Below are 15,388 nucleotides of genomic sequence, written 5' to 3' on the forward strand. Positions count from 1 at the left end.
ACTCAGCTGTCGAGAGCCCGAATCCAGTCGGTGAGCGCCCGCACAACCTGTGCGGGCGCTTCCGGCAGTAATGCGTGACTGGCATTCGGGATGACGATCACGGTGACCACTTCGCCCAGATGATCCCGTAATTCGTTCGCCGTCTCGCGAGGCCGAAAGGGGTCGAGAGCCGCCTGAAGGTCGAGAATCGGCTGGTGGGCCACGGTCCGCCATGCGTCTCTGGGCGTAGCGGCCGCCGCTGCGAGCTGTCGCTTCGACACCTCCGGGTACCAGCCGGTGAGCCACTCCGCCGCGTCATTGCCCGGTGCGAAGAACCCGGTCTGCAGGTAGCCGAGCCGCTCGGATTCGGGCAGGGACGAGTCGGCACATTTCACAGCCAGACTGGTCAACTCGGCGGGATAGTGCCGCGCCCCGCCGGCCGCGACCACGACGCCGCGCACAAGGTCAGGTCGGTCGGCGGCCAGCATCCGGGCGACGTAATGCCCGAAGGCATGCCCGACCACGACGGCCGCGCCGTTGTCCTGCGCCTCGATCACAGCCGCCACGTCGGCAGCCAGGTCATGCAAGGTGATGTCCTCGAGCGGGCCTTCACTCTGGCCGATGCCCCGTGGCTGCGGCCGGGAGACGCGATATCCATTCTGAGCCAGACCCTGTGCAACATCGTCATAGTCGTACGATTCGCGGCCCAGTGAGGGCAGCAGGATTACAGACGGACCGGCACCTTCGACCACGACCTCGATCACCGCGTCCCTCGTGCGCACGAACTCGGTCGTTCTGCCTGGCATCTGCATCGTGTCCTCTACAACAATGCCCCGGGTGAGGCGATGCGAATCGCCTCACCCGGGGAGATGGTGGTGTCAGTGTGCGGCGGGATCGAGCGCAAAGTCGTAGTCGACCACCTTACGTCCCGCGTCGTCGATCACGGGATCGAGAAGCAGTTCGGGTTTCGTCGCGGTGGCAACATCGTCGTCGATCCAGTCTCCACCGGCGAAGTACAGCTGCGTGATGATCGGCTGCTTACCCGGAGACGTGACCCGCAGGTGCAGGTGCGCCGGACGCCACGGGTGCCACCCGGCAGCCTCGATGAACTGGCCGGTCGGCCCGTCGGTCGGAATCTGGTACGGCGCAGGCTGAATCGTCGTGATTTCGTATCGTCCCTCCGAATCGGTCACGATGGTGCCGCGCAGATTCCACTCGGGAAGGTGGGGAGCGAACTGCGAGTAATAGCCCTCGTCGTCGGCATGCCACAACTCGATGGTTGCTCCGCCGAGCCCGGCTCCGTCCAGGTCCGTCACCTGGCCCCGCAGGACCAGGGCCGGGTGCGCCCGGTCCTCGTCGCGCATTGGAAGGGTGCATCGCGCGGGAAGTTCCGGCGCTCCGGGCACGTAGTACGGACCCTCGATGCTTCCCTTGGTGCCCTGGAAGTTACGCGAGTTCACCTCCTCGATGTCGTGCTCGACGAACACGTCGAGAAGCAACGGCCACTCGCCACCCTCACCCACGTCGATGAGCCATTGCTTGAGGACGCGGTACTCCGGATAGGTGACGGCATGCTTCCGGATCAGCGCGCTCAATCCGGCGAGCGCCTCCGTGGCGATGGTGGACAGGCGATCCGGGGAGGTGTCGGCGGTGAACCGCTCGCCCTTGAACTTACCGGTGGCGGCGTTGCCGGAAACTACAGCGGTGGGACTTTCCATGGTCGTCATGACTCTCCTGAGAATGTGAGCTAGCTGCGGCCGAAGTATGAGACGTCGTCGTTGCCGATGAGGTCCGGCACCGTCCAGCCGTCGAGGTCGTACTCGGCCAGGCACTGCTCGGCGAGACCTTTCATGGAGCTGACGGTGCCCCGGTTCTCGGCGAACATCAAAAGCTCCGCCTTGACTCCCTCGTGGTTGCCGGCGTAGTTACGCTCGTACAGCTCGTGGCGGCCACCGAACTCGGTGCCGATCGAATCCCACAGCGCCTTCATGATCTTCACGCGGTCGACCGCAGTCATGCCCTCCGAACCGCGGACGTATTTGTCGAGGTACGGACGTACGTCGGGGCTCTTGAAATCGGCGGCCGACGAAGGCAGATAGATCAGCCCGGACGCCACGTCCTGTTCGATGATCTCCTTGATGCGGGGGTAGCCCTGCTGCATGAACATACGGTAGGTGAGGCCGTATTCGAGCTTGGGAATGACGGTGTCGCCCACCCACGGCTCCGGGTCGCGGACCATCGATTCGGTGAGTGACCAGAACAGGTTTCGCCAGCCGATCACTTCACCGACGCGGGTCTGCACCCCTCGGAAACCTCCCGCGCCGGTGGCATCGAGGGCCTTCATCAGAAGACCGGCGATAAAGTCGAGTTTCACCGCCAGGCGCGTGCACCCCTGCAGAGTGAAGCGCGGAAGGAAGCCGGACTGGGGGAAGAAGGCGTTGATCTTCTCGACGTCGCCGTACATGAAGACGTTCTCCCACGGCACCAGCACCTTGTCGAAGACGAAGATGGTGTCGTTCTCGTCCATTCGTGAGGACAGCGGGTAGTCGAACGGACTTCCCATGACGGCCGCCTGCTGCGTGTAGGACGTGCGGCAGATCAGTTTCACTCCCGGTGCGTCCATGGGGACGGTGCAGATCAGGGCGAATTCCTTCTTCTTGATCGGCAGACCGTAATGGGCGATGAAGTTGTAGTTGGTGATTGCCGACCCGGTCGCGACCACCTTGGCGCCGGAGACGATGAGGCCGGCGTCGGTTTCCTTCTCGACCTTCATGAACACGTCGCCGACCTCGTCCGGGGGCAGCTGCCGGTCGACGGGTGGGTTGATGATCGCGTGGTTCCAGTAGAGAACCTTTTCCTGCGATTCCTTGTACCAGCGCTCGGCGTTGTCCTGGAACGGGGAGTACAGCTCCTTGTTCGCGTGCAGGGTGCCGAGGAAGGAGGCCTTGTAGTCGGGGGACCGGCCCATCCAGCCATACGTCATCCGCGCCCAGGTCGCGATCGCGTCACGGTCCTTCAGCAGGTCGTCCGAGGTCTTGGACGCCCGGAAGAACGGCATGGTGACGCCGCCGTTGCCGGTGTCGGTGGGTGTCGTCAAGGTGTCTACATGCTCGCCGGTGTGCATCGCGTCGTAGAGGCGGGCGGTCATCCGGATCGGGTTGCGGAACGCGGGGTGCGTGGTGACATCCTTGACTCGCTCCCCGTGCAACCAGATCTCCCGGTCGTCGCGTAACGATTCGATGTACTCGTCACCGTTCATCGGGCGCGACGCGAAGTTCGCGGTGCGGTTGGCCTCGCAGTCCGCAGCGGTGTTGACCTTGGTGCGGTCGACGGCGGTCTCCGGGGCGGTTTCGGTGGTGGTCATGGTGTTCCCTTTCGGTCAGGATTACGAGGCAGCTTGGGCGAGTTGCAAGTGGAGCGGAGTGAACGAAGCGGCGGCGTCGAACCATCCGCTGTGGGGGTCGTCGAGGCAGCCGTTCCACGCCGTGGTGCCCGACGTCGCACCGAGATCGTGGAACGTACTGCGGTAGAACAGCAGTGGGTCTTTGGTCGGGTCGACGGACGCGTCGACGATCTCGCCGATGAAGATGATGTGGTCGCCGCCGTCGTAGGACGCCCATGGCGAACACGTCAGCGTTGCCGCATTTCCGGACAGTGCGGGCGCGATGCCGGCGGAGTCCCACACCGGTTCCGTCCGTTGCGGTTTGCCCGCGAAATGCATCGCGGTATCGAGTTGATCGGCGGCGAGGATGTTCACCGCGAACGGCGCATCGGTCAAATAGCTGCAGGCCTTCGACTTCCGGGTCAGCGTCACCTGGCACAGCCGAGGCTCGATCGACACGGCGGTGAAGGCGGTGACAGTGGCCCCGTGCGGCATGCCCTCGGCGTTGGTGCACGTGATCACGGTGACGCCGCTGGCGAACTGGCCGAAAATGTTACGCAGAGTGCGCTGGTCCATTTCTCCTGACCGCCTTTCTGCACGATTCGTGCGATAACCCCTGCGATTGGGGACCTGCACAACGTATGACGGGCGTCACAATCCGTCGATCCGCATTGCGAAGGCGCGATCCGGTACGCGAAACGGGTTTGCCGGACGTGGGCCGGAGGCGCTTGTAGTGACGCGAGTCACAGGCGATGCTAGGGTCGGGAGTTGCCCGTACGCGGCCGTAGTGCGAGGTGAGAGGTCTGGAAGCAGACATGCGAGAACAGCTGGTGGGTTCGGGATTCACGGACTGGGACGAAGTCCACGAGGTGGTCGCGGACGCCTACTTCCCGCACGACCTCCGTCCACTTTCCCGCGACGACGCGGGACGGTCGTCGCTCGAGTCTTCCGAGCTCGGGGCGTCGAGGCTTGCGCGAATCGGATTCGGGGCGGCCGTGTCGATAGAGTCCGAGCATCCAGGCGCATACGGCATCAACATCCCCCTGGCCGGCCACATCGTGTCCGTCACCGGCGCCAGGGAGGTGACCTCGACGCCAGGGTTCGCGACGATCTGCCCACCCGACACCCGCACCGTGATCACCGACTGGAGCAGTTCCTGCGAGATCATCGGTTTCAAGGTGGACCGGGACTATCTGCAGCGGGAGATGGACCGCGTACTCGCGAGGCCGGGCCGGCAGTTGCCGCGGCAACTCGATCTGCGGTCCGGCGCCGGAGCCGAGTGGCTCGGGTTCGTGCGCTCCGTGGCCGACCAGGTGTTGCACAACGGCATCCTCCTGCGGAGCGAACAGGTGTCCCAGCAGCTCTGCGGTGCGCTGACCAGCGCGCTGGTACTCGCTGCCATGCCGGATGACGAGGCGGGTACGGCGAGTATCCGACCGCGCATCGTCAAACGGGTAGTAGACGCGATCCAACAGGACCCCGCCCACCCCTGGACCGCGGGTGAATTGGCCGAACTCGTCGACGTGAGTGTCCGCCGAATGCAGCAGGGATTCCGCGAATACGTGGGTATGACGCCGATGGAATACCTCAGCGACGTCCGGCTCGAGCGGGTGCACGCCGACCTGTCCGGAAGCGCTTCTCCGACAACGGTGTCCGACATCTCCTCGCGATGGGGAGTCATGCACACCGGCAGATTCGCGGCCGCCTACCGGCGCAAGTACGGGGTGGCGCCGTCCGACACCCTGCGGGGCGGGGAATCCTGACGGTTGCTCGGTTCGTCGGCATCTGATTTGCGGCGAACGTGTCGGACCCCCGGGGTAGTGTTTCGTTCATGATATCGACTGGGGGTCGGCGAATAGCCGAGTGGCGGAGCAGCTGTCGATGCTGTCCGCCTCGATCGACGAGCTCCTCGAATGCGACTTGACGACCCTGCGCGATGCCGACGTACTCGAGGCCATGCGGCGACTGGAGCAGTCGCTTCGCCGCGCCGATGCGGTGTCGCATCGGTTGGTCGTCGAAAGTGTCGAACGTTCGATACCAGCCGCACTCGGATACAGCTCCCCGAACAAGCTTCTCGTCGATGTACTCCGCGTGTCCGCCGGAGATGCATCCACCCGTATCGCGGCGGCACGCAGTCTCGGTGTGTGGCATACACTCTCCGGCGATTCGATCAACCCGGCGATGCCGGAAACAGCTGCAGCCCAACGAGACGGCACCATCGGACCGAGCCATGCGCGCGCAGTGGCAAAGGTGATGCGGAAGATTCCGCACGCAGTCGACAACGACGACGTTTCCCACGCCGAGTCGATTCTGGCCCAGTTGGCGCGAACGGGGACACCCGAGGACGTCGAGCAGGCCGGACATCGGATCCTTGCGTACCTCAACCCAGACGGAAACCTCGGTGACGACCGTGACCGCAAGCGGAGACGCGGCATCTCGCTGTCTCGCCAAGATTCGGAACTGATGACGAGAATCTCCGGTGAACTCGATCCCACCGCGCGAGCGTTGCTCGATCCAATCCTCGCCAGGTGGGCCCGCCCCGGAATGAACAACCCCGACGATCCAGAGTCACCAAGGGGCGACAGTGAAGACCCCACACTCGATCGCGCAGCACTGGCAGCGGCGGCGGCGCGTGACACCCGCTCGGCAGCCCAGCGCAACCACGACGCGTTCAGTGCCATATTCCGGGTGCTGCTCGAAACGGGGGTATTCGGCAGGCATCGCGGCCTACCCGTCACCGCGATCATCACGATGACACTGGATCAACTCGAACAGGCTGCCGGCGGTCTCGCGACGACGGCGAGCGGTGGCCTCCTCCCCCTCGAGGACGCATTGAAGCTTGCCGAGCATGCTCATCCGGTTCTCGTGCTGTTCGACCACTCCGGTCGTCCTCTGCGTCTCGGTAGACGTCGCCGGCTCGCCAACGCCGATCAAAGGCTTGCGCTGATCGCCGCCGAAGGTGGATGCACCCGACCGGGATGCGCCGCACCGGCCAGTCTGTGCGCGGTCCACCACGTCACGGACTGGCAGAGAGGCGGCCGGACCGACATCGACAACCTCACCCTCGCATGCGATGCGTGCCACGCACAGGTCAACGATGGCTCGGCCGGGTGGAACACCACTTCCACCCGGCCCGAATCAGAGTTTCCGGGCAGGACCGAATGGATCCCACCACCGCAGATCGATCCCACACGAACGCCCCGAATCAATCACCGTCACCAGCCCGGTGAGCTGATCGAACATGCGCGGGCGACCGACACACGCCGCCGGTGGCTTCGTCCCACAGAGCGGGGTGCTCGCTGAGGAGAACAGTCACCCGCAATCCACCATGAGATGCCGGGGACCACGCAGCACCGGGTTGGGACGATACGGCGGCGGGTCCTTCACGAGACGCGGGTTCGGCAGTCGGCGGATCAGCTCATTCAGCGCCATTTGACCTTCGAGGCGGGCGAGTGGTGCGCCGAAGCAGCTGTGGATTCCGCTGCCCAAGCCGAGGTGCTGGTTGTCGGCGCGGTCGGGGATGAACCGATCGGGGTCGGTGAACCGGTCCGGATCCCGATTGGCGGAAGCCAGCGCCAACACGATCGGTGAACCCTTCGGCACCGTCACCCCACCGATCTCGATGTCGACGATGGGTGTCCGCTGGGGAATCAGATGGACGGGAGGCTCGAACCGGAGCAACTCCTCGACCGCCAGAGGCATCAGCTCCGGGTGGCGCTTCAGACGTTCCAGCTCGTCGGGGTTGCGCAGCAGGGTGAGCATTCCGTTGGTGATGAGATTGACGGTCGTCTCATGGCCCGCGATGAACAGCATGATCGAATTGGTGACCAATTCGAGGGTGTCGAGACCGCCTTCATGGTGGTCGGCCGCCAACCCGGACAACATGTCATCACCCGGATTCCCACGGCGCTCCTCGATCAGGCCGGCCATGAACGTGCCCATCTCCAGCTGGGCTTGCTGAGCGGCCTTCATCTTCGAGTCGCTGTCCGAATCGCGGGTCGGTTCGATGGAGGCCACCAACGCATCCGCCCAGACGTGAAATCGTGGTTCCTCCTCGCGCGGAACACCCAGCAGTCGGCAGATCACGGACACCGGGAAGGGGTACGCGAAATCGTCGACAAGATCGATGCGGTCCTTCCCCGCCAGGTTGTCGACGAGGGCGGACACGAGGTCCGCGAGTTCGCCTCGCATGGAATCGACTCGGCCGGGCATGTGTGGCGGTCCGAACTGCCGCGTCGTCAACCGTCGAAGCCGGTCGTGCTCGGGCGGGTCCATTCGGATGAACGCCGGCCCACCGTTGTCGGCCCGATCGGCTCCGGGCATGCCCGCTCTGCGGTTGTGCAAGTCGGAGCTGATTCGCGGATCATGCAGCAGGGCGGCGACGTCGTAATACCGTCCGACCAGGTAGGAACCGTTGTCCTGCAGCGTGGCCGGCGTCTCCCGCAATTCCTCGTACAGGGGGTACGGGTTCGCTCGATTCGACTGGTCGGTGATGCGTTCGAGTAACTGCGCACGCGACATGCCAAGTCTCCCTGCTTACTTCGGTGCCGATACGAACTCGACGTGACGCTCGGTGGGCAGATGTCCGGTCACCGAGACGGTCGGGCCGTGGCTGAGAACGGCCGGGTCGGGAAGTTCCGACGACCGCACCTCCCACGGGTCCGTTCGATCCATCACGGCGAAGTCCGGAGGAAAGGCAGCCGCCGATTCGATCAGGCCGCGGTAGAAGTCCAGCCACCGGCCGTGGTTGAACGCGACTGCTGCTGTGAGGCGTCCACGGAAGCCGTAGGCTGCGACGAATCGGCGATCCTCGACCGAACCCTGGGTGACGACCACCTGATCCGAATAGGTGGGGATGCCGACCGATTTGATGTTGACCCCGAACTGGCTGGACCAGAACGCCGGAATGTCGAGATGGGGGCGCCGATGGAGCCCCTCGTGGATCATGTTGTGTGCAGCCACTTCCGCTTGTCCGATGGCGTTGCCCCAGTGCTCGAGTGCGATCAATTGGTAGTCGTATAACGGATGTGGTTGCCGGGCAATGTCACCGGCGACGAAGACGTTGTCGGTGACGAGACCGTTGAGGTCGAATGCGCGGCAACCGGCATCACAGGCCACTCCCCGTGGCCCCGCGGCGAGACCGGACCCGGCCAGCCATTCGGTATTCCGGATGCTGCCCTGGGCGACAACAGCCACATCGACGTCGAGGACTGTTCCGTCCGAGAGGTGTGCCCGGTGGAGTCGGCCCTGTCCATCACCTTCCAATCCCGCAACCGTGACGCCGCATCGCAGGTCGACACCGTGATCGCGCTGCATGTCGGCCGCGACGGCCGCGACCACCCCGCCGAGGGCCCCGACCAAGGGTGCCGGTCCACGCTCGGTGACCGTGACAGCCAACCCGCGCTCGCGGCACACCGAGGCGATCTCCGAACCGGTGAAGCCGGCGCCGATCACCAGCACATGGCGTGGACCTGCAGACAGGCGTTGGTCGAGCCGACGCGAGTCGTCCAGGGTCCGTACGGTGAAGACGCCGTCGAGGTCGCTTTCTTCCACCTTCGGCCACGGGCGTGCCCGCACCCCTGTTGTGAGCAGGACCTTGTCGAAGGGAACGCTGTCGCCATCTCCGAGCTCAACCCGGTTATCCTCGAGGTCGAGCGCGGTCGCCGGGACACCGAGCCGCCACTTGGCATCGAGGTCGGTTCGGGCGGGCAGCGTCGCGTGTTCGGGGGGCATGATCCCCAGCAGCACTGCTTTCGACAGTGGCGGCCGATCGTAGGGTTCGTACGGTTCGTCGCCGATCATGGTCAGCGGGCCGTCGAACCCCTGTTGTCGCAATTCGTCCGCTGCCCGCAGTCCGGCGAGCGATGCACCGACGATGACGACCCGCATGTCACTGCTCATGTGATCGCGGGCGGATGTCGGTGGTGATGGCCTGCACCGGGCAGGCTGCGGCGGCCTGCGAGACCCGGTCGCGTTCGCCGTCGTCCGGCCCCGCGTCATAGAGAAGGGACTCCTCGCCGTGCAGTGTGAAGACACGCGGTGCGAGAAATACGCACTGTGCATATCCCTGACACCGATTGAGGTCGACGACGAGTTTCACGTCCATCACCCGATCCTGAACAGTTTCGTTTCCGTTGTGTCCACAGGGACAGCGAGGCGCATGGCCACCCGTTCGAACCGGCGAAACAACCGCCGGTTGCCAGTATCACGGAGCGCACGGTCTGTATGGTTCGAATCCGCTGATCTGGAGTTGTTCAGAACTGCCGCCGCTGTCCCCGGCGACCCGTGCGGGGCGTACTGCCGAGTAGAACCCGGCGGTAGGAACGGCAGTTACAAGTACTTTCGGCGCTGCTGGATATCACTGTCGGAAAACGACTTTGCCGTTGACGACGAATCGGCAACGGACCGGCACCGATCGTGATGTGATGTGCCCACACATGATCGGAAAAACGCCGAGCAGCGACAAACTCAGGGGCGAAAGATTGACGATTGAAGCTCACCGCGACACCCGCGAAACCCGTCACCTTTCCGCATTGGATGCAGCGATACACATCCTGACCGACGCGCGAGGGACCTCGTACAGCCCGGACCAAGCATTCGACGAATTACTCGATACCTCGATGCGACATCAGGTGGATATCGGAGACCTGGCGGAAGCGCTTGCCGATCTTGCCGAGGGCGTAGACCCGCCCGAGGGGCATCTGCGAGCCCGTGAGGTGGCCGGCCGAGCTTGGGCTTCGATCCTCAACTGACCAGATCCTCAACTGACCAGATCCTCGACTGACCCCGCGTGACGCGCGTCAGCCCGAGCATTCGATGCACGTGCGGACCGCGGGAAGCGCGTCGAGCCGGACCTCGGCGATCGGCCGTCCGCACCGGATGCAGGTGCCGTAGGTTCCGGCATCGAGTCGCGCCAGCGCGGCCGTCAGCTCCTCCACGTCTCGCCGCGCGTCGGCGAGCAGTGCCGACACCTGGGCGCGTTCGAATGCGATGGTCGACCCCTCCGGGTCGTGTTCGTCGTCGTCCGTAGTGAATTCCGAACCCTCGACGATGGCGGTGAAGCGCCCGCTCAGCGCTGCGAGCCGCCGCTCGGCGTCGGCCTGTTCGGCCACGATCCGCGCGCGGTGGTCGGGAGTAGAGGGATCGAGCGTCACGGCATCGTCCTCCGATGGTCGACGGAAGTGCTGGTGTCGACGGTATAGCGATCGGCCGGCATCCGGGGCGCAGTACGACTCACTGACTGTTCGAGGTGTACGGCCGGCCATCGCGGATGGTGCCGTGGCTCGGGTCGACGCCGCGTTCTACGGTGAGTCGGTGAAGAGTCCCCTGGTACGTATGTCGCGGGCCGCTGCAAGCGTGACCGTCGCTTCCCTGACGATCACCGGCACGTGCCTCGCAGTCCCTTCGGCGTTTGCGGACGAGGCCGCCAGGTCTCCCGGCGATGTAGTGGACGTGGCTCCGCTCCCGAGCACGTTGTGGATTCCCGGTGCCGCGGACGCACAGCGCATCACATACTGGTCGATCGGCTCGGACGGTACTCCGGCCCTCAGTACCGGCGCGATGTATGTGCCGCCCGGTGAGGCACCTGAAGGGGGCTGGCCGGTGGTGGCGTGGGCGCACGGCACTTCGGGTCTTGCCGACGACTGCGCTCCCTCCCTCGTCGGCCCAGCCCTGCCCGAACGGGACTACCCCTACCTCGGGCGCTGGCTCGAGCAGGGTTACGCCGTCGTCTCCACGGACTACGTCGGACTGGGCACGCCCGGGGTAATGCCGTACCTCGACGGAAAGGTCGAGGCGCACAGCGTCGTCGACTCGGTGAAGGCCGCGCGCACCGTCGACAAGTCCCTGTCGAACAAGTGGGTGGTGGTCGGACAATCCCAGGGCGGCGGCGCCGCGATCACCACCGCCCGCTACGCCACCGAGTACGGCGGGGAGACGCTGGACTACCGCGGGGCAGTGGGAACGGGCGTGCCCGCGAACATCGAGCTGGCACTGCTGCCGCTCGGCCCGGGGGTGCCGCCCACGGCGATCCCCGCCGGCCTCACGTCGTACCTGTTCTACATCCTCGCGGGACTGCGATCGGCGCATCCCGAGATCGGCCTCGACTCCTACCTCACTCCCCTCGGAGCCCACTATGTCAACGCCGCCGAGCAGTTGTGCGTCAGCGAGATGCACGAGGCGGCGGAGGGTGTTGTCGTCGGTGACCTCTTCGGCAAGCCACTGAACGAAATTCCGGACTTCTACCCGCTACTGGTGGACTACATGGGTGTGCCCACAAGTGGGTACGATCGCCCGCTGTTCATCGGGCAGGGGCTCACCGACATCGACGTTCCCGCGCCCTCCGCGTTCTCACTGGTCGCCGCGCTCACTGCTAACGGTGAGCCGGTCACGTTCAAGGCCTATCCCACCGACCACAGTGGCACACTCATCGATTCGCAGGCCGACACCATCCCGTTCGTTGCGGGGCTGTTCGCCTGACCGAGCCCGACACCGGCACTGTCCAGATTCCGGACAGTTGTCTTCCGGGACCCACAAGCACTATGGCGTGGGTCACACTTCGTGGGTACGTTCGGGAGTGTGGTGTGCCCCCTTGCCGAGTCGATGCACCCGCCTGTCGCGTGGATGCTCGAATCGGCCGCGGGGACGTGAGCTCGGGGCCACCGCCTTCGATCTCTACACCCAGACCCAAGCCGTCAACATCGCACTCTGACCGTCACTCAACGAGGAGAAGACATGAAGACCAAAGCAGCGGTTCTGTTCGAAACGCACAAGCCGTTCGAAATCGTGGAACTCGAGCTGGACGGTCCGGGTCCCGGCGAAGTGCTCATCAAGTATGTTGCGGCGGGTCTGTGCCACTCGGACCTGCACCTCACCGACGGCGATCTGCCGCCGCGTTTCCCCATCGTCGGCGGGCACGAAGGTTCGGGGATCATCGAAGAAGTCGGGCCCGGGGTCACGAAGGTGAAGCCCGGCGACCACGTCGTCTGTAGCTTCATTCCGAACTGCGGAACGTGTCGCTACTGCGCCACCGGCCGCCAGAACCTGTGTGACATGGGTGCCACCATCCTCGAGGGGTCGATGCCCGACGGCTCGTTCCGGTTCCACTCGGACAAGCACGATTTCGGCGCCATGTGCATGCTCGGCACGTTCGCGGAGCGGGCCACCATCTCGCAGCACTCGGTGGTGAAAGTGGACGACTGGCTTCCGCTGGAGACCGCCGTCCTCGTCGGCTGCGGTGTGCCGTCCGGTTGGGGCACCGCCGTGTACGCCGGCGGAGTGCGGGCCGGTGACACGGTTGTCATCTACGGCATCGGCGGACTCGGCATCAACGCAGTGCAGGGCGCCGTGACCGCGGGCGCCAAGTACATCGTCGTGGTGGATCCGGTGGCCATGAAGCGGGAGGCCGCACTGAAGTTCGGCGCAACCCACGCGTTCGCGGACGCCGCAACTGCGGCGGAGAAGGTCAACGAACTGACCTGGGGGCAGGGCGCCGATCAGGCCCTCATTCTGGTGGGGACCGTCGACGAAGAGGTAGTGCAGAACGCGACCGCCGTCATCGGTAAGGGCGGCACCGTGGTCATCACCGGCCTCGCCGACCCCGCGAAGCTCACGGTGCACGTGTCGGGAACCGACCTCACCCTGAACCAGAAGACGATCAAAGGCACGTTGTTCGGCTCGGCCAACCCGCAGTACGACATTGTCCGCCTACTGCGTCTGTACGACGCTGGTCAGCTCAAGCTCGACGAACTGATCACCACCAAGTACACGCTCGAGCAGGTGAACCAGGGTTACCAGGATCTGCGGGACGGAAAGAACATCCGCGGCGTCATCGTCCACCAGTAGGCGCCTCCGGCGCTCGTGCGCGGTTGACGAGTTCAGAGACTCGCTAACCGCGCACGGGCGCGGAGCGCCACGCGTCGGCGAGCAGGTCGTACGTCTTCAGCCAGGACTCGGTGTTCTCGGCATGGGAGGCGACGATCAGCTCGTCGGCCTGCGCGTGCTCGGCGAACTCGTCGAGGTACGTCTTGACCTCGGTCGGCGTTCCGACGGCGGAGTAGCGCACCATCTGCGCGACCTGCTGACCCGCCGGGGACGTCATGATGAGGTCGACCTCCTCGGGGGTGAATTTCTGCCCCCGACCGACCATCTGCACCACCCGCCGCCGCAGGGACGCTTCGAACTGCCGATGCGCGTCCTCGGTGGTGTCCGCGGCGATGGCGTTGACGCCGGCGATGACGTACGGCTCGGACAGATCCTCGGACGGCTCGAACCGCTCCCGGTACAGCGTGACGGCGTCGACGAGCGAGTCGGGGGAGAAGTGGGACGCGTTGGCGTAGGGGAGTCCGAGCTTCGCGGCGAGCTGTGCGCCGAACAGCGAGGACCCGAGGATGTAGAGGGGAACGTTGGTGCCCTTGCCGGGGACCGCGTCGACGCCGGGAACCCGTGACACACCTCTGAGGTATGCCTGGAGTTCCAGCACGTCCTGCGGGAAGCGGTCCGCGGACGCCGGGTCGCGGCGCAGCGCGTACATCGTCTTCTGATCACTGCCGGGTGCGCGTCCGAGTCCGAGGTCGATGCGACCGGGGTGCAGTGTCGCGAGGGTGCCGAACTGCTCGGCGATCGTCAGCGGCGCGTGGTTGGGCAGCATGATGCCGCCTGCGCCGAGCCGGATGCTCTCGGTGTGCGCGGCGACGTGCGCGATGAGGACGCTCGTCGCGGACGAGCCGATCGACGGCATGTTGTGGTGCTCCGCGTACCAGATGCGGCGGTACCCGCGGGTCTCCGCGAGTTGCGCGAGTTTCACGCTCGCATCGAAGCTGTCCCGCGCCGTGTCGCCCTCGCGGATGTAGGCCAGATCGAGAATCGACAGAACAGCGCTCACGGGATTCGTCACCTTTCGTCACCAAGAACAGGCGCGAGAGGTTAGCCTCGCGCACTACCTCTGGGTGCAACCGCAGAGGTAGTGCGCGTATTCCGGGTGGCCGGAACGGTCAGGCGTCGACCAGCGGACGCAACGTGCGCCCGGTGAGTTCGACGATGCCGGGTTCGTGCCCGTTGGCGACGAGGTTGAGGACGATGCCGTCGATTCCCGCGTCGAGGACACGGGTCTTCAGCTGTTCGGCCACCTCGTCGGGGGCACCGCAGAACTGCCGGTCGGTGGCGGCGGCGCGTTCCTCGTCCGACGCCTTCGACAGGTCGACGCCCTGCGTGAGCAGGAAGTCGTGCTGAAGCTGCCGGGCGCGGTCGCCGTCCTCGTCGACGATGACGAAAGCCAGGTAGCTGGTCTCCAGCGTGGACCGGTCGCGACCGATCTCCGAGCACCGGGTATCGAGTGCCTCGAGCTTTCGCGGCAGTTCGCGGGCGTTGCAGATGATATTCAGGTGGTCCGCGAACCGGGCGGCGAGACCGAACGTCTTCTTCTCACCGCCACCTCCCAGCATGATCGGCAGGTCGTCGCGGATCCGCGGCTCGTTGATCGCGTTCTCGACGTGATACCACTTGCCGTCGAACGTCGGACGTTCGCCGTGCAACATCGGCGCGATGATCTGCAATGCCTCGTCGAGTCGTTCGAATCGGTCGGTGAAAGTGCCGAACTCGTAGCCGAACTGGCGGTGTTCGAGTTCGAACCAACCGGCCCCGATACCGAGGACGGCACGGCCTCCGCTGACGACGTCCAGGGTAGATACCGCTTTGGCGAGCATGGGAGGGTTGCGGTAGGTGTTGCCGGTGACGAGTGCGGACAACTGGATGGTCTCGGTGGCAGTGGCGAGAGCGCCGAGGGCGGTGTAGGCCTCGAGCATCGGCTCGTCGGGCTTGCCGATTCCGGGCAATTGGTAGAAGTGATCCATCACGAATGCGGTGTCGAAACCGTCTGATTCGGCTTCCTGCGCCTGAGCGATGACCGTCGGGAAGAGGTCCGCGACGGAGTCGGAGTAGCTGAAGTTCGGCATTTGGTAACCAAGTCGGATAGTCACGCGCTCGACGCTACCCGGATGGCGGCGGGGGCGCCTTTCATCTCGACGGGTG

15 protein-coding genes are annotated in these 15,388 nt (G+C 65.1%); 5 read left to right on the forward strand and 10 right to left on the reverse strand.

The features are described 5' to 3' along the window. Positions 1-2: 2 nt before the first annotated feature. The 4 genes from NOF53_RS18675 to NOF53_RS18690 form a co-directional block, all read right to left on the reverse strand. Positions 3-785, reverse strand: coding sequence for an alpha/beta fold hydrolase (locus tag NOF53_RS18675; RefSeq protein WP_255971431.1), 783 nt, complete (start codon positions 783-785; stop codon positions 3-5). Between the two features lie 72 nt (positions 786-857). Next, the gene (gene catA / locus NOF53_RS18680) at positions 858-1,706 is read right to left on the reverse strand and encodes a catechol 1,2-dioxygenase (protein ID WP_255971433.1); all 849 of its coding nucleotides are present in this window, start codon (positions 1,704-1,706) and stop codon (positions 858-860) included. A gap of 20 nt (positions 1,707-1,726) precedes the next feature. Next, positions 1,727-3,343, reverse strand: a complete 1,617-nt coding sequence (locus NOF53_RS18685; protein WP_255971435.1) for a 4-hydroxyphenylacetate 3-hydroxylase family protein — start codon at positions 3,341-3,343, stop codon at positions 1,727-1,729. A gap of 21 nt (positions 3,344-3,364) precedes the next feature. Next, the gene (locus NOF53_RS18690) at positions 3,365-3,937 is read right to left on the reverse strand and encodes a flavin reductase family protein (RefSeq protein WP_255971437.1); all 573 of its coding nucleotides are present in this window, start codon (positions 3,935-3,937) and stop codon (positions 3,365-3,367) included. A gap of 239 nt (positions 3,938-4,176) precedes the next feature. Between NOF53_RS18690 and NOF53_RS18695 the strand changes: the two genes are divergently transcribed. Together NOF53_RS18695 and NOF53_RS18700 are read left to right on the forward strand one after the other, a co-directional pair. Then, a complete protein-coding gene (locus NOF53_RS18695; RefSeq protein ID WP_255971439.1) occupies positions 4,177-5,124 on the forward strand; it encodes an AraC family transcriptional regulator in 948 nt (315 codons plus the stop codon). A 100-nt stretch (positions 5,125-5,224) separates the two neighbouring features. Beyond that, complete coding sequence (locus NOF53_RS18700; RefSeq protein WP_255971441.1) at positions 5,225-6,664, forward strand: HNH endonuclease signature motif containing protein; 1,440 nt, start codon at positions 5,225-5,227, stop codon at positions 6,662-6,664. A gap of 9 nt (positions 6,665-6,673) precedes the next feature. On the opposite strand, the gene NOF53_RS18705 is transcribed toward NOF53_RS18700, so the two are convergent. The 3 genes from NOF53_RS18705 to NOF53_RS18715 are packed head-to-tail and all read right to left on the reverse strand — an operon-like array spanning position 6,674 to position 9,470. Further along, a complete protein-coding gene (locus NOF53_RS18705) occupies positions 6,674-7,882 on the reverse strand; it encodes a cytochrome P450 (RefSeq protein ID WP_255971443.1) in 1,209 nt (402 codons plus the stop codon). A 15-nt stretch (positions 7,883-7,897) separates the two neighbouring features. Continuing rightward, positions 7,898-9,262: an NAD(P)/FAD-dependent oxidoreductase gene (locus NOF53_RS18710; RefSeq protein WP_308213840.1), complete on the reverse strand. Its 1,365-nt coding sequence runs from the start codon at positions 9,260-9,262 to the stop codon at positions 7,898-7,900. Further along, complete coding sequence (locus tag NOF53_RS18715) at positions 9,252-9,470, reverse strand: ferredoxin (RefSeq protein ID WP_255971447.1); 219 nt, start codon at positions 9,468-9,470, stop codon at positions 9,252-9,254. Before NOF53_RS18715 ends, NOF53_RS18710 begins: the two co-directional genes overlap by 11 nt. Positions 9,471-9,843: 373 nt before the next feature. Between NOF53_RS18715 and NOF53_RS18720 the strand changes: the two genes are divergently transcribed. After that, positions 9,844-10,113: an ANTAR domain-containing protein gene (locus tag NOF53_RS18720; RefSeq protein WP_308213841.1), complete on the forward strand. Its 270-nt coding sequence runs from the start codon at positions 9,844-9,846 to the stop codon at positions 10,111-10,113. Between the two features lie 48 nt (positions 10,114-10,161). Here the strand turns inward: NOF53_RS18720 and NOF53_RS18725 are convergent, their stop codons facing one another. Next, complete coding sequence (locus NOF53_RS18725) at positions 10,162-10,515, reverse strand: TraR/DksA family transcriptional regulator (protein WP_255971450.1); 354 nt, start codon at positions 10,513-10,515, stop codon at positions 10,162-10,164. Positions 10,516-10,696: 181 nt separating this feature from the next. Between NOF53_RS18725 and NOF53_RS18730 the strand changes: the two genes are divergently transcribed. Beyond that, the gene (locus tag NOF53_RS18730; RefSeq protein ID WP_255971580.1) at positions 10,697-11,839 is read left to right on the forward strand and encodes a lipase family protein; all 1,143 of its coding nucleotides are present in this window, start codon (positions 10,697-10,699) and stop codon (positions 11,837-11,839) included. Positions 11,840-12,094: 255 nt separating this feature from the next. Then, positions 12,095-13,204: an NDMA-dependent alcohol dehydrogenase gene (locus NOF53_RS18735; RefSeq protein WP_255971452.1), complete on the forward strand. Its 1,110-nt coding sequence runs from the start codon at positions 12,095-12,097 to the stop codon at positions 13,202-13,204. Positions 13,205-13,247: 43 nt separating this feature from the next. On the opposite strand, the gene NOF53_RS18740 is transcribed toward NOF53_RS18735, so the two are convergent. Next, complete coding sequence (locus NOF53_RS18740) at positions 13,248-14,243, reverse strand: LLM class flavin-dependent oxidoreductase (RefSeq protein WP_255971454.1); 996 nt, start codon at positions 14,241-14,243, stop codon at positions 13,248-13,250. A gap of 109 nt (positions 14,244-14,352) precedes the next feature. Next, a complete protein-coding gene (locus NOF53_RS18745; protein ID WP_255971456.1) occupies positions 14,353-15,336 on the reverse strand; it encodes an LLM class F420-dependent oxidoreductase in 984 nt (327 codons plus the stop codon). Between the last annotated feature and the right edge of the window lie 52 nt (positions 15,337-15,388).

Origin of the sequence: Rhodococcus tibetensis (genome assembly GCF_024438035.1) — a bacterium.
Lineage (GTDB): Bacteria > Actinomycetota > Actinomycetes > Mycobacteriales > Mycobacteriaceae > Rhodococcus_F > Rhodococcus_F tibetensis.